This window comes from Mycobacterium sp. URHB0021 (assembly GCF_054057895.1).
This window is the reverse complement of the sequence record NZ_JBSRZT010000002.1, coordinates 1,069,347-1,086,275: the sequence shown is the minus strand read 5'-3', so window position 1 is coordinate 1,086,275 and position 16,929 is coordinate 1,069,347. Positions and strand designations below refer to the sequence as shown.

Here is a 16,929-nt window from a genome sequence, read left to right as displayed (position 1 = left end):
ACCCCGGCAATCTCATCGCCAAGGACGCGCGAGAATGTGCCGATGCAGTTGCCCGTCATGCCGCCGATCTCGCCGATGTTGTCCAAATCGGTGACGACGATCCCGCCTGGGGCGTCCTACGAGCCGAAATGGGACGGCTTCCGGTCGATCTGCTTCCGCGACTCCGACGAGGTCGAGCTCGGCAGCCGCAACGAGCGCCCGATGACCCGCTACTTCCCCGAACTGGTGGCGGCGGTCAAGGCCGAACTGCCGCAGCGCTGTGTCATCGACGGCGAGATCATCGTCGCCACCGATCACGGCCTCGACTTCGAGGCGCTGCAACAGCGCATCCATCCCGCCGACTCGCGGGTCCGCACGCTGGCCGTCCACACTCCCGCATCGTTCATCGCGTTCGACCTGCTCGCACTCGGGGACGACGACTACACGCAACGGCCGTTCGACGAACGTCGCACGGCGCTGGTCGAGGCGCTGGCCGGCGCGGGCCCGTCCATTCACCTCACGCCGGCCACCACGGATCTGACCACCGCGCAGCGATGGTTCTCCGAATTCGAGGGCGCCGGCCTCGACGGGGTGATCGCCAAGCCGCTGACGATCACCTATCAGCCGGACAAGCGCGTGATGTTCAAGATCAAGCACACCAGGACCGCCGACTGCGTCGTCGCGGGCTATCGCGTGCACAAGTCCGGAGGTGACGCCATCGGCTCGCTGCTGCTCGGGTTGTACAGGGCCGACGGCGGGCTCGCCTCGGTCGGCGTCATCGGCGCCTTCCCGATGGCCACCCGCCACCAGCTGTTCGCCGACCTGCAGCCGCTGGTCACCACCTTCGACGACCACCCGTGGAACTGGGCGGCGGCGCATCACGCCGGTGATCGCACACCGCGGACGAACGAGGGCTCGCGGTGGAACGCCGGCAAGGACCTGTCCTTCGTGCCGCTGCGTCCCGAGCGGGTGGTCGAGGTGCGCTACGACCACATGGAGGGTGAAAGATTCCGCCACACAGCGCAATTCAATCGCTGGCGACCGGACCGCGACCCCCGCTCATGTACCTACGCACAACTCGAGCAGCCCGTCATGTTCAGCCTCGGCGACATCGTTCCCGGCCTCGGCGGGGTCAGCTGACCCCGGCGGCGTACAGCTGAACCAGGCCTGAGGCCACCGCGAACCGCGGGCCATGCACCCCGTCGATGTTGGCCCGTCCCACGGCGATCGGCACCGACCGGACGGATTCGGCCACCGAGCGCAACAACTCGTCGTCGAGCGCTCCGCCGCCCGCGAGCACCAGCGCGCTCGGCGCTGCGTCGAAGGCCGACATGGCGCGGGCGATGTTCGCCGCGACCGTCTCCTGCTTGATGGCCAACCGCAGGCTGCGCCACTCCTCGGCGGCCATCCTCGCCGAAAACGGCACCAGCCCGGCACTTCCGCGGGTGCACAGCCGCCCGATCGCCTCCTTGGGCGCCGGGGCGTCGAGGAAGACCCGGCGGCCGTCCTCTTCGTGGACGACGTGCGGGCTCTCCACCCGCACGGCCGGCGTCCTTTTGACCCGCTCCGCCAGGGCATGCGGGATGCCGAGCACCCGCGCGACCGCGACCGTGATCGACTCCCCCGCGCCCGCTGCGATCGCCGTGCGGTCGACGCCGACGAGATCGATTGTGCCGCCGCCGATGTCGCACACGATGGTGTCGCGCGGCAGACCGGGTGTGGTTCGTGCTCCTCGTGCCGCGGCCTGTGGTTCGGTGGCGATGGTGCGGGCCGGCCTGCCGGTCAGCTCCTGCATCGTCTGCGCGGCGTCCTCGACGTGTTCGGCAGCCAGCATGGCCACCACGGTCCCCCGGGTTTCGACCACCCCGCGGCGCAGCCAGGCACCGTTGTCTATCGACGACAGATCGGTGAAGAAGGCGTCGTCGACCGCGATTCCGTGCTCTGCCGCCGGGATTGCGCGCAGCCGCATGCGCACCACGGCGCCGGGAGCCTGCAACCGCAGTACCGCGTGCGCCTGCGCCGGCGTGTACCTCACCACCTGCTCGTCGACAGTGCAGTCGACGTAATCGTCGTCGACCGCGGGCGGTTCGGCCGGCGTCGTGCGCGGGGTGACCGCAATCGCCGGGGAATCCGACAGTTCGCGGCAGAACTCCGCGACATGGTGGATCTCGTCCGGCCCGATGTGCAGGGCGGCCGACAGTGCGATCGGATCGGCCATCGCCCGGTACGCGCGGCCTTCGGCGACGACTTCGACCGCGACCAACGCCCCCGGTTCCAGGCCGTCGAGGTCGACCTCGTCGACGACCGGCACGTCGATGGGGATCCGATTGCGGATCAGCACGGCGTCGTCCTGGGCGGCGATCACCCCCGCGATGCGCCAGCCCCGGTCGACCGCCGCCGCGATGTCGCAGGCGGCCACCTCGAAGTCGGTGACCGCATCGACGGAAACGATTGCGGCACCGTCGATCACGTCGCCGGACAGCGCAGCGAGCGGTACGTGCCGCCCCACCCCGTAGCCGGCGCCCGCCGGTGTGCTGGCATCGGCCCTGCGCAGGCCACGGACCGGCGAGCGGGGCGTCGACGCGGGTGGGATCGGGGCGGTCGCGGTGTCGACCGGCCGCAGCGCGGACAACAGCAGTTCGTCGGCCGCCACCTGCCCGTCGACCTCCATCCTGTGCAGCAGAGCCGCCGCCCCCTCCAACGATTCCCGGGACCCCTTGCGGCCGCGGGTCGGCGCCTGCGCGTGCACCAGCGCCTGCACCGCGCCGTCGCGCACCCGGGCCAGGACGATTTCGGTGGTGTGGTTACCGACGTCGATACCCGCGACGATCAACGCATCAGACCCCGCCGCGCGTAGACGACCGCCGCCTGCCGGACCAGTTCGGCGCAACGGGACGCGCCGCGCCTCTCCAGGGAGACCCGCAGCGCTTCCAGCTCCTCGGGAGTGGAGCGGTTGGGCCGCAGCGCTTCGTAGACGCTCATCACCTCTTCATCGTCGATGGTGGCCAATTCGGCTGCCCGCAGGAAGTTCTCGGCCAGCTGTGGGTTGCCGTTCTCCTCGGCCACGACCGCCTGGTGCGCCAGCGCGGCCGGGTCCATCCGCAGGTCCGAGAGCTGCAACTTGCCGTCGACGGCGGCTTCGACCGTGAATCTGTCTTCGGTCATGAGCGGGTCACCTGCACCGTCATCGGGGGTTGGCCCGGTTCGCTGGCGGCGCGCTCCAGCGCCACGAGAGCGACGGCGCGCGCGTGATAGCGGGCGGAGATGGACTCGTCGGTGCCGCCGGTGAAGATCGGCACGGGCGTCATCCCCTTGGCGTGCAGTGCGGCGTTCTTTCCGAGCTCGCGGTACATCTTCGCGGTCAGCAGCGGCGCGACGCTGAACAGCTCCAGGTTGGCCAGCGGCGCCAGATCCCGGCGGTGGATCAATGCAGTCCCCTTGCCCTGCAACCCGATTCCGATGCCGGACCCGGACAACCGGGCGGCCGTCAGGCCGATCAGCCCGACGTCGATGGTCGATCTGACGCGCACCAGGCGCGAAACGCAGCCCTCTTCCTCGAGCCCGGCCGAGATCTGGCGCAGCACCTCGCCCACCGTCAACCCGCACAGGCTCAGCCAGACGCTGCGGCCCAGCGCGGGCGAGAGCCCGATGCAGATCTCGCGGGGATCGCTGCCCTGGCGGGCGGGCTCGACATCGGTGAACGTGATGTGGCCGCGGTGCTCGGCCTGATCGGCTGTCAGTTCGGCGCCGGTTCGCGCCTGCCGGATGCCGTCTATCTCGGTGCGGCGCGCAGCGGTCGGCGCGTAGCCGGTGCCGGGTCCCGCGTAGTCGTTGGGATCGGTGATCTTGGACAGCACACGGAAGTTGTCGTCGAAGATCGCCGACGTCTGTAACTGGTCGCCGCGCAACCGTTCCCGGGTCAGGCGCATGAGCGCGGCGGCTTCCTCGTCGTAGCCCGTCCGTTTGAGCGACGCGACGACGTCGAAGACCGTCAGCTGCTTGGCCTCGATGGCGACGGCCGCCTCGGCCACCGCCTTCGGATGCCCCCGCGGTAGGTCGCGGGATCCGTTGGCCACCACGACCTGGTCGATCCTGGTGTCGTCGAAATCGGCCAGCCCGAGGTCCCGGTAGACCGCCTGGACCGCCGTCGCCGCGCGGCGCCGTACCCGCTGGAGGTGTTCGGCCGACACGGTGCGCAGTCCGCCGTCGGCGCCCCAGTCCCGCTGCAGGACCAGGAAGTCGTCCATGTCGTCGGAGTTGAAGTTGGACAGCGCAAAGGCGTTGTCGTAGCGCGGAATCGACCCGAAGCCCGAAAAGATGAAGTCTGCGCCGGCCAGCAGCACCGGCAGCGTGTGGGCACTGCGCCGGATGTCGGATTCGGAGATCAGGTTGTCGTTTCCCGCACATGACTCCAGGTCGCGCATCATCACCATCAGGTTCTCGGCGAGCAGTTCCTTCATGCCCTCCGGCACGGAGGCGACCACCCCGACACCGTCGATGCCGCCGTTCTGCACACCCTGCGAGCCCAGCGCCCGGGCCAGCGACACACAGCGCGACTCGAGGTACAGGATGGAACACTTCTCGGCCGCGCCCATCAGCACCTCGGCGCCGCCGCCGCTGGTTACCCTCATCTTCAGACCGCGGGAGGCGTACGCCGACGTCAGGATCGCCTTGCTGAACGGGGTGTCGTCACCGTCGACGAACACCTGCTCGGTGCCGTAGATCGAGATCGTCTCGGCATAGCTGGTCAGCCCGCGCAGCCCGAGCCGCAGTTCCAGCGCCTCCTCGATCGAGCACTGGGCCATGGCCCCCGGGACACCGACCTGGCTGCCGATCAACAGGGCAACGGCGTTGGACGGCGCGTCACCGAGGACCGGTACCGTCGTCTCGACCTCGCGGAATCCGTACGCCACCGCGGAGGCCGCATCCGCGGCGATCAGCAATGGATCGTCGAGCTGATTGGTCACGTGCGCCTGATTGCTCGGCGTGCGCCGCGCCCGCATCTTGCTCATCGCCATCTGCATCTCGACGGGTGACATCACGGCCATCACCCTGGCGAGCTTGGCCGGTGTGGTGCCGCCGATGAGCCGGACCACCTCCGACCGCGGCACGTTGACGTCGACGGCCATCCTCGCGAGCGCCGCGTCGTCGAGCGCCATCGCCTCCTCGGCGACGGCCAGGTCGATCCCGTAGCTGGCGATGAACTCGTCGATCACGTCGAACTCGGCGGCCGGCTTGCCGTCGAGTTCGACGACTTCCTTCCCGCCGGCCCCATCGCGGATCACCAGCGACGGCTCGGGATCGAACGGGCTGTGCATGGCGACCAGTCCGAGCTCGGGGTCGGTGACGCTGAACCCGTCGAGGTTGACCGGCTTTGCGTTCAGAACCCGGAAGCGGCCCAACTCGTCCACGCCGCCGATCCCTTCTCTTCGCTACTCGCGAATCTCCGCATCCTCGTACATGACTCGGCCGATGAGCTCATAGCGCCTCTGGTCACGGTACTTGAAGTACAGCGCGGTCGCGCCGCCGAGGACGAACAGCCCGACCACGATCCACGGAGTGAGCTTGAACAACAGTGTGCCGGATGCGGCGCCTGCCGCGGCGTCCTTGTGCTCCCACAGCAGGTACACCACGTACAGCATGCCGATGCCGCCGAGCAGTGGCGCGAGGAACGTCTTGAACCAGTGCGCGCTGGACGGGTGGTTCTTGTGGAAGTGGAAGTAGGCCACCACCGAGAAGGCGCACAGCGACTGCACGATCAGGATCGCCATGGTGCCCAGGATCGCCAGCAGCGTGTACATGTGGATGTACGGGTCCATGCCCGCGGCGAAGAACGCCAGGATCAGCACGAGCGTGATGCCGGTCTGGACGAACGACGCGATGTGCGGCGAACCGTGCTTGTGGTGGGTGGCGCCGAGCGTCTTCTGCAGTCCGGAGGACAGTCCCTCGCGGCCCATCGCGTACAGGTAGCGCGATGCACAGTTGTGGAACGCCATGCCGCACGCAAACGAACCGGTCACCAGCAGGATGTTGAACAGCGTGATGGCCCATTCGCCGTAGGTGCTTCGAACCGGCCCGAAGAAGATCTCCGAGGAGGTGTCGGCGCTCTGCGCGAGCTCGATGGACTTCTGGGGGCCGGTGCCCGCGATCGCCATCCACGAGATGAAGACGTAGAAGATGCCCACGCCGAGCACGCTGAACATGGTGGCGCGCGGGATGATCCGTTTTGGGTCCTTCGACTCTTCGCCGTACATCGCGGTCGACTCGAAGCCGACCCAGGACCAGAACGCGAAGAACAATCCGAGTCCTGCGCTCGCGCCCGCGACGGCGGCCGGCTGGAACGCGCCGATCGGGTTCAGCGTCTGAGAGACCGCGAAGCCGTCGGGCCCGCCCCCCTTGAACAGCACCGCCAGCCCGCCGAGCGACAGCATGATGATCTCGGTGACCAGGAACACCCCCAGCACCTTGGCGGCCAAGTTCACGTCGAAGTAGGTCAGGATGCAGTTCAGTGTCAGCATCAGCAGCGCGGGCAGGAGCCAGTGGATGTGGATGTTCAGCTGAGACGAGAACAAATTCTGGAAGAAGAACGAGAAGATGCCGATCAGCGAGCCCTCGAACACTACGTAGGCCATCGTGATGATCACGCCGCTCGCCATGCCCATCACGCGACCCAGTCCGTGCGAGATGTAGCCGTAGAAGGCGCCGGTCGCGGTGATGTGCTTGGCCATCGTCGCGTAGCCGATCGCGAACAGGCCCAGAACGACCGTGGCGACGATGTAGCCCGCCGGCGCGTGTGAACCATTTCCGAATCCCACGGCGATCGGCACGTTGCCGACCATTGCCGTGATCGGGGCGGCGGTAGCCACCGCCATGAAGATGACGGCGATGGTCCCGATGGCGTCCCTCTTCAGCCGCTGGACGCCATCACCCGTGTTTTTGTCGCTTCCCTTGCCACTCTGTAGGACTCGATCGGTCATCTGCGCGGATACCTTCCAGGCGAGCGGTAGGAGTCGGATGTGGCCGGGGCCACACCGCGAACCTTCGTATATTGGCACTACCAATTAAGGCTGGCAAGCACTTGGTGCTGTCCAATTGACATAAAAGGTCCGACCTTTTTACGGTGGACCTGCGTCCGATGCACCCACCGCAGGGAGTCCCATGCACGATTACGGCACGTTCTCGTTCGAGTCCAAGGCCCAGGTGCTCGAGCTGGCCAAGAAATACTGGAACCCGGACAAGACGCAGTTCTGGACCGATGCCGGCGTCGAACTCGTCATCGACCGGCGCGAGGGCTACTTCCTGTGGGACATGAGCGGCCGACGGCTGATCGACATGCATCTCAACGGCGGCACCTACAACCTTGGCCACCGCAACCCCGAAGTGATGCAGGCGCTCATCGACGGCATGCAGTACTTCGACGTCGGCAACCACCACTTCCCCTCGGTGGCTCGCACGGCGCTGGCGCAGAAACTCGTCGAATCCGCACCCGCGTCGATCACGAAGGTCGCGTTCGGCTCCGGCGGCGGCGAGGCGATCGACATCGCGCTCAAGAGCGCCCGCCACGCCACCGGGCGGCGCAAGATCGTCTCGATCATCAAGGCCTACCACGGGCACACCGGGCTCGCGGTCGCCACCGGCGACGACCGCTTCTCCAAGCTCTTCCTGTCCGACCGCCCCGACGAGTTCGTGCACGTGCCGTTCGGCGATTCCGACGCGATGGAGCAGGCGCTGTCCGGCGAAGATGTGGCCGCCGTCATCATGGAGACGATTCCAGCCACCTACGGATTCCCTTTGCCGCCAGCGGGTTACCTCGAAGCCGTCAAGGACTTGTGCGTCCGCTACGACGCGCTGTACATCGCCGACGAGGTGCAGACCGGGTTGATGCGCACCGGCGAGATGTGGGGCATCACCAAGCACGGCATCGATCCCGACATCATGGTCGCCGGCAAGGGCCTGTCCGGCGGCATGTACCCGATCACCGCGGCGATGCTCGGCGACCGCGCCGCCCAGTGGCTCGATCAGGACGGGTTCGCCCACATCTCCACATTCGGCGGCGCAGAACTCGGCTGCGTCGCGGCCATCAAGACCCTGGAAATCACCAGCAGGCCCGAGCTGCGGACGTCGGTGCACCAGATCGCGGATTTCTTCGCCGCAGGACTGGCTCGCATCCAGGCCGATCATGCCGACTGGTTCGTCGGGATCCGGCAGAACGGCGTGGTGATCGGGCTCGAGTTCGACCACCCCGAAGGTGCCAAATTCGTGATGCGCGAGCTCTACGAAAACGGTGTGTGGGCGATCTTCTCGACGCTGGATCCCCGTGTGCTGCAATTCAAACCCGGGCTTCTGCTCGAGCGTGAGCTGTGCGAGGACGTGCTGGACCGCCTCGACGTCGCGGTGAGCAGGGCGTGTCCCGCGGCCAGGGCGGGCGGATGACGGTCAGCGAGGACGACATCGCGGTGGCCGAGGCCGCGTTGGCCGCTTACGACCTGGCCCCGGATTCGGCGCTGCGCCTGCTGAACCTGTCCGAGAACGCCACCTTTGCGGTGGACGACGCGGGCACCGGCGAGCAGACCATCCTGCGGGTGCACCGGCAGAACTACCACCGGCCCCACGAGATCGAATCCGAACTCGATTGGCTCGACGCCCTGCGCCGCGACGGCGGTGTCACGGTGCCCACGGTGCGTCCCGCCCGCGACGGACGGCGGGTGGTGACCGTCGACCTCGGGGGCACGGCGCGACACGTCGTCCACTTCGACATGGTGGCCGGGGTGGAACCCGACGAGGAAACCGTGACCGTCGGGGACTTCCATACCCTGGGCGGCATAACGGCTGCGCTGCACGAACATTCGCACCGGTGGTCCAGGCCGCCGGGGTTCGGCCGGTTCTCGTGGGACTGGGAGCACAGCCTGGGTGACGCTCCGCGCTGGGGCCGCTGGCAGGACGCCGACGGTGTCGGCCCGCAGGAACACGGGGTGCTGAGCCGGGCGCAGCAACTGCTGCACAGACGCCTTGACGAATACGGGTCGGGCCCCGAACGGTTCGGGCTCATCCACGCCGACCTGCGGCTGGCCAACCTGCTCGTGGACGGGACGGGCACCGACGCTGACACCGACCCCAAAATCACCGTCATCGATTTCGACGATTGCGGATTCGGTTGGTTCTTCTACGATTTCGGCACCGCGGTATCGTTCATCGAGGACGATCCGGCACTACCCGAATGGCAGGACGCCTGGGTCACCGGCTACCGCCGCCTGCGCCCGCTGCCGGAGGCCGACGAGGACATGCTCGCCTCGTTCGTCCTGCTGCGCCGACTTCTGCTGTTGGCCTGGATGGGTACGCACACCCATTCGAAGGAATCGCAGGCCAAGGCGATCACGTACGCCGCGGGCAGCTGCGCGCTCGCCGAGCGCTATCTGAAATCCAACGGCCACAATCTACTCTGAGCTCCACCATCGGAAAGGGACACCGACATGTTCAGCTCTCTCGAAGGCCGCTCAGCGATCGTGACAGGCGGCAGCAAGGGCATCGGCCGCGGCATCGCCGAGACGTTCGCCGCGGCGGGCGTCAACGTGCTGGTGACCGGGCGCAACCAGGGCGACCTCGACGCATGCGTCGCCGAACTGGCGGGCCGGCCGGGCACGGTGAGCGGGCTGGCCGCCGACGTCACCAGTCCCGACGACTGCGGTCGCGTCGTCGACGCCGCGCTGGAACGCCACGGTGCGCTCGACATCGTGTGCGCCAACGCGGGAATCTTCCCGTCGGGCCGGCTCGAAGACCTCACCCCCGAGGACATCGAGCAGGTGATCGGGGTCAATTTCAAGGGCACCGTCTTCATCGTGCAGGCGGCGCTGTCCGCATTGACGGCAAGCGGCCACGGCCGCGTCGTCGTCACGTCGTCCATCACCGGACCGATCACCGGCTATCCGGGCTGGTCGCATTACGGTGCCAGCAAGGCGGCCCAACTAGGATTCATCCGGACCGCAGCCATGGAGCTCGCGCCCAAGCAGATCACCATCAATGCCGTGCTCCCCGGCAACATCGTGACGGAGGGCTTGATCGAAATGGGCCAGGAGTACATGAACCAAATGGCGTCGGCGATTCCCGCCGGACGGCTCGGCGGCGTGGCCGACATCGGTAACGCGGCGCTCTTCTTCGCCACCGACGAAGCTGCCTATATCACGGGCCAGACCCTGGTCGTCGATGGCGGGCAGGTGCTCCCGGAGTCGAATATGGCGATCGCCGAACAGTAGCCAGCCGGGTCCACCATCCCGTCGGCGATCCTCCACTAGATTGGTCGTACCAAATCCAACGGGGAGGGAGGACCGGTGCCTACCCAGAGCGAGGAACTGCGGCGCCGGCTCGTGGCGGATATCAACGGCGGGGATCCCGGCGCGAAACTGGGCAGCGAGCGTGAACTCGCGGACCACTACGGCACCAGCCGCTCGAGTCTTCGCCAGGTGCTTTCCGCGTTGGAGGAGGCCGGCCTGGTCCATCGCGTGATCGGCCGGTCGGGCGGCATCTTCATCAGCCACGGACAGGTCGAGCGCAAGCTGACCGACGTGGTCGGCGTCCCGGCGTTTCTGGCCAACCAGGGATATGTGGCCGGCACCCGCGTGCTGTCGACCAAGATCACCGCACCGGACCAGGTCACCCAGCACGGGCTGAGGATCGGACCGAACGACTATGTGATCGAGATCCAACGGGTCCGGCTGGCCGACGGGTCGCCGATCTCCCTGGAACTGGCGCAGTTTCCCGCCGATGCGTTCCCCGGCCTGCTCGAACAGCAACTCGGCGGCTCGATCTACGAGATCCTGCAGACCCACTACGGCCTGATCACCGCGCGCGCCGACGAGCGGATCGAGGCCGTGAACGCCACGCCCGACGAAGCGTCACTGCTCGGTATCAAGCCCAAGGCGGCGCTGCTGCTGATCACCCGGGTCACCTACGATCAGCGCGGCACCCCATGCGAGTTCTCCCGGGACTTGTTCCGCGGCGACCGCACCTGCCTAGCGGTCACCGCCCAGGGACGCGGGGTCGGCAAGCAATCGGCGGTGGACACGGCATCGGTCGCGCTGCAACGGCAGGGAGCGGTCTGAGATGAGCACCCGTTGGGAGAAATCGAGTCGTCCGCGCGCCGAAGACTACGACGGCCGCTGGCAATCGCTTTCCGCTGCGGGCCAGAACATTCACGGTGAAGCGGATCTGGTCGAAGCGTTGCTGCGGGAGTCGGGCGGAAATCGGGTGCTCGACGCAGGGTGCGGCACGGGGCGGGTCGCGATCGAGTTGGCGGCGCGCGGCTTTTCCGTCACCGGCGTGGACGCCGACGCTGAAATGCTCGCCATCGCCCGCGCCAAAGCGCCGGACCTCAGCTGGATCACGGCGGACCTTTCCGACCTCGGCGGCTCCGTCGACGACCGCTTCGACCTCGTCGTGTTGGCCGGAAACGTGATGATCTTCCTGGATCCGGGAACCGAGGAACGCGTTCTGCGGGGACTCGCCGGCCGCCTCGTTCCCGGCGGGCTGCTGGTGGCCGGATTTCAGCTCCGGCCCGACCGTCTGGCCATCGACGAATACGACCGGCTCGCTGCGGCGGCCGGCCTCGTATCGGCGGCGCGATGGTCCACCTGGACCCGCGATCCCTTCCCCGGCGCGGATTACGCGGTGTCGGTTCATCGGCGGGCGTGACCCCGTTTAACCACGCCGAAGTGCGGGCAAGCGAGATCCATGAGTGTGACTTCGTTTCAGGACTTTCCCCTCGCCGACCGTGACCGCAAATGGGACGGTGATGCCGCCGAGAAGCGGGTGCGCAAGTGGGCAGGTGCCCAAGAGGGACCCAATGCGAAGTACCGCGATGCGCATGTCTGGTATGACTCCGACAAGAAGGACAACTACACGTCGTACAAACTTCTCATCGCCGACGTCGTCGACGATGAACTCGAGGTCGTGCCGCGCGGGGTGATGGCGGCGGGCGCGATCATGGACGGCGCCCGCGGTGGCGTCGACCTACCCAAGAACGACATCGACCGGGTGAGAAGCCACCTCGCGAAGTACTACGAGAAGATGGGCGAGGAGCCGCCCTGGGAGCGCTCGTAACGTCGGCTAGATTGCGGGCGTGACCCCGCCAGCCGGCGCGGGCCGGTTTGCGCCGAGCCCGTCTGCCGATCTGCACATCGGCAACCTGCGCACGGCCGTGCTGGCATGGCTGTTCGCGCGCTCGACCGGCCGGCGCTTCCTGATGCGGGTGGAGGACCTGGACGACCGCACCCACACCGACATCGCCGACCGCCAACTCCGGGATCTGGCGGCGATCGGAGTGACATGGGACGGACCGGCCGAGTGGCAGACTCGGCACACAATACGCTACGACAGCGTGCTCGACGAGCTGGCCGAGCACGGCCTGCTGTACGAATGCTATTGCAGCCGAAAGGATATCGCACAGGCGCCACGCGCCCCGCATGCACCGCAGGGCGCCTACCCCGGCACCTGCCGCAACCTCACCGACGACGAGCGCGCCATCCGGCGCCTCGAGACGGGCCGGCCGCCCGCGCTTCGCCTGCGCACCGACGCCTCCACCTACACCGTCCACGACCTGCTCCACGGCGACTACACCGGGATCGTCGACGATTTCGTGGTGCGCCGCGGCGACGGGGTGCCCGCGTACAACCTCGCGGTGGTGGTCGACGACGCGGCCGGGAGCATCGACCAGGTGGTTCGCGGTGACGACCTGTTGCCGTCCTCGCCGCGGCAGGCCTACCTGGCGAAGCTGCTCGGTTATCCGGAACCGACATATGCCCACGTCCCGCTGGTGCTCAACGAGGCAGGCGCCCGGCTGGCCAAACGCGACGGAGCGGTCACGCTCGCCGAGATCGGCACGAAAGCCGCTGTCGCGCAGATTGCCTCGTCGCTGGGCTACTCCGCGACCACGGTTGAGCAGATGCTCACGCAGTTCGAGCCGGCCGGACTGCCCCGCACGCCGTGGATATACCGACCGGATTGAGCAGAACCCTATGACGGCGGCCGCCGGCTTGCTAGCGTCCGCCGGTGCGCTTTCTACGAAGACCCCTGCTGGCCGTGTTGCTGCTCGCCGCACTGCTGCTCACCGCGTGTGGTTCGTCGGGCGGCGGTGGTGACAACCCGGTAAAGCAGTCCGGGGTGCTGCGTGTCGGCACCGAGGGTGTCTACTCCCCCTTCAGCTATCACGACCCGGCCACCGGCGAGTTGACCGGCTATGACGTCGACGTCGCCCGCGCCGTCGCCGAAAAATTAGGTGTCCGAGCGGAATTCATCGAGACGCCGTGGGATTCGATATTCGCCGCGCTGGAAGCCAACCGGTTCGACGTGGTCGGCAACGAGGTCACCATCACCCCGGAGCGGCAGGCAAAGTACGACCTGTCCGAACCGTATTCGGTCGGCGAGGGCGTCATCGTCACGCGTGTCAACGACAACTCGATCACATCGCTTGCCGACCTCAAGGGCAAGGTGGCCGCGGAGAACGCCACCAGCAATTGGTCGGACATCGCGCGCAAGGCCGGCGCGCGGGTGGAGTCGGTCGAGGGCTTCACCCAGGCGATCACGCTGCTCAACCAGGGCCGGGTGGATGTCGTGGTCAACGACAGCATCGCGGTGTACGCGTACCTCGCCGAGACCAACGACAAGTCGGTCAAGATCGCAGGCAATGTCGGCGAGAAGAGCGAGCAGGGCTTCGCGGCGCGGAAGAACAGCGGCCTGCTGCCCGACCTGAACAAGGCGATCGATGAGCTGAAAGCTGACGGCACGCTGGCGAAAATCTCGCAGAAGTATCTCAAGGCCAACGCATCCGGCGCGCCCGCGGCGGCCGAACAGCCACAGGTGCGCTCGGCGTGGCAGCTCATCCTGGACAACCTGTGGCCGTTGGCCAAGGCGGCCATCACCAAGACCATTCCGCTGACAGTCATCAGTTTCGTGATCGGTCTGGTGATCGCGTTGGCGGTGGCGCTGGCGCGGTTGTCGTCGAACATCGTCCTCACCAACCTCGCCCGGTTCTACATCTCGATCATCCGCGGCACACCTCTGCTGGTGCAGTTGTTCATCGTGTTCTTCGCACTGCCGGAGTTCGGGGTCAAGATAGATCCGTTCCCCGCTGCGGTGATCGCGTTCTCGCTCAACGTCGGCGGTTACGCGGCGGAGATCATCCGCTCGGCCATCCAGAGCATCCCCAAGGGCCAGTGGGAGGCGGCGGAGACGATCGGCCTGAACTATGCGGGTGCGCTGCGGCGCATCATCCTGCCGCAGGCCACCCGCGTCGCGGTACCACCGCTGTCGAACACGTTGATCTCGCTGGTGAAGGACACTTCGTTGGCGTCGACGATCCTGGTCACCGAACTGCTGCGGCAAGCGCAGATCATCGCGGCGCCGACGTTCGAGTTCTTCGCGCTCTACGGCACGGCGGCGGTGTACTACTGGGTGATCTGCCTGGCGCTCTCGTTGGGGCAGGGCCGCTTCGAACGTCGACTGGAAAGGTATGTGGCGCGATGACCGAAGATCGGGTGGTCGCCGAGGGCGTGCACAAGGCGTTCGGGGACAACGAAGTGCTCAAAGGGGTGTCGCTGCGCGTTGCGCGCGGGACGGCCACCGCCATCATCGGCCCGTCGGGGTCCGGGAAGACGACGCTGTTGCGGGCGCTCAACGCGCTGGACGTGCCCGACAAGGGGGTGATCCAGGTCGGCGAGGAGCGCCTCGACTTCTCCGAACCGGTCGCCAAGGATCAGCTGCGTCGCTATCGAGCCCAGAGCGGCTTCGTGTTCCAGTCGCACAACCTGTTCCCGCACAAAACGGTGCTGGAGAACATCACCGAGGGTCCCGTGATCGTGCAGAAGCGTCCCAAGGAGGAGGCGGTCGCCGACGCCGTCGAGCTGCTGAACCAGGTCGGGCTGGCCGAGAAACGCGACCAGTACCCGTTCCAACTGTCCGGCGGCCAGCAGCAGCGGGTGGGCATCGCGCGGGCGCTGGCGCTCAAGCCGAAGGTGGTGCTGTTCGACGAGCCGACCTCGGCGCTGGACCCCGAGCTGGTCGGTGAGGTGTTGTCGGTGATCAAGGATCTGGCCGTCGAGGGCTGGACGCTGGTGGTCGTCACCCACGAAATCCAGTTCGCCAGACAGGTTTCCAATCAGGTGTTGTTCACCGACCGCGGTGTCATCCTCGAGAAGGGCCCACCCGACGAGGTGATCGGCAACCCCAAGGAGGAACGCACCCGCCAGTTCCTGGAGCGGATCCTGAATCCGTTGTAGACCTCATCGCCCCCGTGAGCGTGCGTGGACTTGCATGATTTTCCGGCGTTTCGTCTGCAGACACGCACACTCGCGGGGGACATTGGGCGGCGGCCGCCGGGTCATCGTCGCGATATCGCCGACGCTGGCCGGGCGGATCATGTACGAGCCGCCGCGGTCAGGGGTTCGCGATCAACTCACCCAGCGGCTGCGCAACGGCTCGGCCATGAAAACCTTCTTCGCCTACGATGAACCGTTCTGGCGCACCGACGGATTCAACGGACAATTGATCTCGGACATCGGCCCGGCCCGGATGTCCAACGACACCTGCCTTCCCGGCGACGACCACGGCGTGATCCTGCTGTTCCTGGAGGGCGACCAGGCCCGGACCTTCGGGCGGCTGCCCGAGGCCGAGCGCCGAGCGGCCTTGACGGCGGAATTGGTGCGCCAATACGGCAGCAAGGCCGCTCATCCCGAGCGTTAGACCGCTACGTCCAGCCGGGCCATTCCGCGCAGCGTCAGATTGGGCTTGTACTCGGGGCCGCCGATCAACCGTGCCTGCGGGAAGCGCACGGTCACCGCGGACAGCGCGATCGCGGCCTCCAACCGGGCCAGCGGCGCGCCGAGGCAGAAGTGCGGGCCCTTGCCGAATCCCAAGTGCCGGATGGTTTCCCGGTCCGGGTCGAACTCATTCGGACGATCACACGATTCGGGGTCGCGGTGCGCGGCGGCGGTCAACAACATCATGGTGTCGCCCTTCGGAACCGTGACACCGCCGATCGTCATGTCGTCACCGGCAATTCGCATGACCAGTTGCACCGGGGGGTCGTACCGCATTGTCTCCTCGACCACCTTCGACACCCGGCCGGGGTCCGCGCCGAGCGCGGTCCACTGCGACGGTGCGCGCAGCATCGCCAGCGTCGCGTTGGCGATCAGGTTGACGGTGGTCTCGTGCCCCGCGACGAGCAGCAGATTGCACGTCGCGACGATCTCATCCTCGGTGAGCTGATCGCCGTCCTCCTCGGCGTCGATCAGCCCGGAGATCAGGTCGTCGCCGGGCGCACTGCGCCGCCGGGCGATCAGGGCCTGCAGGTACCCACGCAGCCATCGCCCGGCCTCCTGACGTTTCTCGGCACCGTCGGGCGCCTCGCCGGTGAGGGTGCTGAACGGGTCGAGCGCCTGCGCCAGCAGTGCCGAGGCCGTGCTGAACTGCGGTTCGTCCTCGAGCGGGACGCCGAGCAGCCGGCAGATCACGGCGACGGGAAGGGGGTAGGCCAGGTCGGCGATCACCTCGAAGGATCGGCGTTCCTCGACAGCGTCGAGCAGTTCGGTGACCATGGCGCTGATGTCGGGCTCGAGCGCCTTCACGACCTTCGGCGCGAACGCCTTGCTGACCAGCCTGCGCAGCCGGGTGTGATCCGGTGGATCGAGGAACAGGAATCCCGGCGGGCCGGGCGGCCGCAGCAGGACGCCCTCGGCGAGCTGCCGCGCCACGATGGTCGACTTCAGGCCGTCGCTCGATGAAGACGGATGGCGCAGCACCTCGTCGCAGTCCGGATACGACGTGAACACCGTCAGGTTGCTGTCGGGCAGCTGCAGCGGGCACTGCGGACGGATCCGCTCGTACGTCGCGTACGGGTCGGCGCGGTTCGACGGGTCGAGTAGCTGGAGCAGAAGCGCCTGGGGATCCGTGGTCGCCGTCATT

16 protein-coding genes are annotated in these 16,929 nt (G+C 67.3%); 11 read left to right on the top strand and 5 right to left on the bottom strand.

All coding sequences use genetic code 11. The features are described 5' to 3' along the window. The first annotated feature begins 42 nt into the window (after positions 1 to 42). Positions 43 to 1,119 carry an ATP-dependent DNA ligase gene (locus ACVWWN_RS07475; RefSeq protein ID WP_457143327.1) on the top strand — a complete coding sequence of 359 codons (1,077 nt, stop codon included), beginning with the start codon at positions 43 to 45 and terminating at the stop codon, positions 1,117 to 1,119. Here the strand turns inward: ACVWWN_RS07475 and ACVWWN_RS07470 are convergent. Genes ACVWWN_RS07470 through ACVWWN_RS07455 form a run of 4 tightly spaced genes read right to left on the bottom strand, consistent with a single transcriptional unit; the run spans position 1,112 to position 6,956 of the window. Next, positions 1,112 to 2,809 (bottom strand): diol dehydratase reactivase ATPase-like domain-containing protein, encoded by a 1,698-nt coding sequence (locus ACVWWN_RS07470; protein ID WP_457149035.1) that lies wholly within the window; start codon positions 2,807 to 2,809, stop codon positions 1,112 to 1,114. The two genes, ACVWWN_RS07475 and ACVWWN_RS07470, sit on opposite strands and share 8 nt — an antisense overlap. After that, complete coding sequence (locus ACVWWN_RS07465) at positions 2,809 to 3,144, bottom strand: diol dehydratase small subunit (RefSeq protein ID WP_457143326.1); 336 nt, start codon at positions 3,142 to 3,144, stop codon at positions 2,809 to 2,811. The genes ACVWWN_RS07470 and ACVWWN_RS07465 overlap by 1 nt, the downstream gene beginning before the upstream one ends. Then, positions 3,141 to 5,390 carry a propanediol/glycerol family dehydratase large subunit gene (locus ACVWWN_RS07460; RefSeq protein WP_457143325.1) on the bottom strand — a complete coding sequence of 750 codons (2,250 nt, stop codon included), beginning with the start codon at positions 5,388 to 5,390 and terminating at the stop codon, positions 3,141 to 3,143. Before ACVWWN_RS07460 ends, ACVWWN_RS07465 begins: the two co-directional genes overlap by 4 nt. 21 nt (positions 5,391 to 5,411) lie before the next feature. Next, the gene (locus tag ACVWWN_RS07455; RefSeq protein WP_457143324.1) at positions 5,412 to 6,956 is read right to left on the bottom strand and encodes an APC family permease; all 1,545 of its coding nucleotides are present in this window, start codon (positions 6,954 to 6,956) and stop codon (positions 5,412 to 5,414) included. A gap of 181 nt (positions 6,957 to 7,137) precedes the next feature. Here ACVWWN_RS07455 and ACVWWN_RS07450 point away from each other — a divergent pair, with 181 nt between their 5' ends. From ACVWWN_RS07450 to ACVWWN_RS07405, 10 genes are all read left to right on the top strand, one after another. Then, complete coding sequence (locus ACVWWN_RS07450) at positions 7,138 to 8,412, top strand: class-III pyridoxal-phosphate-dependent aminotransferase (RefSeq protein WP_457143323.1); 1,275 nt, start codon at positions 7,138 to 7,140, stop codon at positions 8,410 to 8,412. Further along, complete coding sequence (locus tag ACVWWN_RS07445; protein WP_457143322.1) at positions 8,409 to 9,422, top strand: phosphotransferase enzyme family protein; 1,014 nt, start codon at positions 8,409 to 8,411, stop codon at positions 9,420 to 9,422. The genes ACVWWN_RS07450 and ACVWWN_RS07445 overlap by 4 nt, the downstream gene beginning before the upstream one ends. Before the next feature lie 27 nt (positions 9,423 to 9,449). Next, entirely contained in the window at positions 9,450 to 10,229 is a 780-nt protein-coding gene (gene fabG, locus ACVWWN_RS07440) for a 3-oxoacyl-ACP reductase FabG (protein WP_457143321.1), read from the top strand. A 75-nt stretch (positions 10,230 to 10,304) separates the two neighbouring features. Continuing rightward, positions 10,305 to 11,075: a GntR family transcriptional regulator gene (locus tag ACVWWN_RS07435; RefSeq protein WP_457143320.1), complete on the top strand. Its 771-nt coding sequence runs from the start codon at positions 10,305 to 10,307 to the stop codon at positions 11,073 to 11,075. 1 nt (position 11,076) lies between these two features. Then, the gene (locus ACVWWN_RS07430; RefSeq protein WP_457143319.1) at positions 11,077 to 11,664 is read left to right on the top strand and encodes a class I SAM-dependent methyltransferase; all 588 of its coding nucleotides are present in this window, start codon (positions 11,077 to 11,079) and stop codon (positions 11,662 to 11,664) included. 39 nt (positions 11,665 to 11,703) lie between these two features. Next, positions 11,704 to 12,072, top strand: a complete 369-nt coding sequence (locus tag ACVWWN_RS07425; protein ID WP_457143318.1) for a hypothetical protein — start codon at positions 11,704 to 11,706, stop codon at positions 12,070 to 12,072. A gap of 19 nt (positions 12,073 to 12,091) precedes the next feature. Beyond that, positions 12,092 to 12,976 carry a tRNA glutamyl-Q(34) synthetase GluQRS gene (gluQRS, locus tag ACVWWN_RS07420; protein ID WP_457143317.1) on the top strand — a complete coding sequence of 295 codons (885 nt, stop codon included), beginning with the start codon at positions 12,092 to 12,094 and terminating at the stop codon, positions 12,974 to 12,976. Positions 12,977 to 13,020: 44 nt separating this feature from the next. After that, positions 13,021 to 14,493: an ABC transporter permease subunit gene (locus ACVWWN_RS07415; protein WP_457143316.1), complete on the top strand. Its 1,473-nt coding sequence runs from the start codon at positions 13,021 to 13,023 to the stop codon at positions 14,491 to 14,493. Continuing rightward, positions 14,490 to 15,245 carry an amino acid ABC transporter ATP-binding protein gene (locus tag ACVWWN_RS07410; protein ID WP_457143315.1) on the top strand — a complete coding sequence of 252 codons (756 nt, stop codon included), beginning with the start codon at positions 14,490 to 14,492 and terminating at the stop codon, positions 15,243 to 15,245. The genes ACVWWN_RS07415 and ACVWWN_RS07410 overlap by 4 nt, the downstream gene beginning before the upstream one ends. Positions 15,246 to 15,279: 34 nt before the next feature. Next, on the top strand, positions 15,280 to 15,708 hold the full coding sequence (locus tag ACVWWN_RS07405) for a flavin monoamine oxidase family protein (RefSeq protein WP_457143314.1): 429 nt from the start codon (positions 15,280 to 15,282) through the stop codon (positions 15,706 to 15,708). Here ACVWWN_RS07405 and ACVWWN_RS07400 read toward each other — a convergent pair. Continuing rightward, positions 15,705 to 16,928, bottom strand: a complete 1,224-nt coding sequence (locus ACVWWN_RS07400; RefSeq protein WP_457143313.1) for a cytochrome P450 — start codon at positions 16,926 to 16,928, stop codon at positions 15,705 to 15,707. The two genes, ACVWWN_RS07405 and ACVWWN_RS07400, sit on opposite strands and share 4 nt — an antisense overlap. Position 16,929 lies beyond the last annotated feature (1 nt).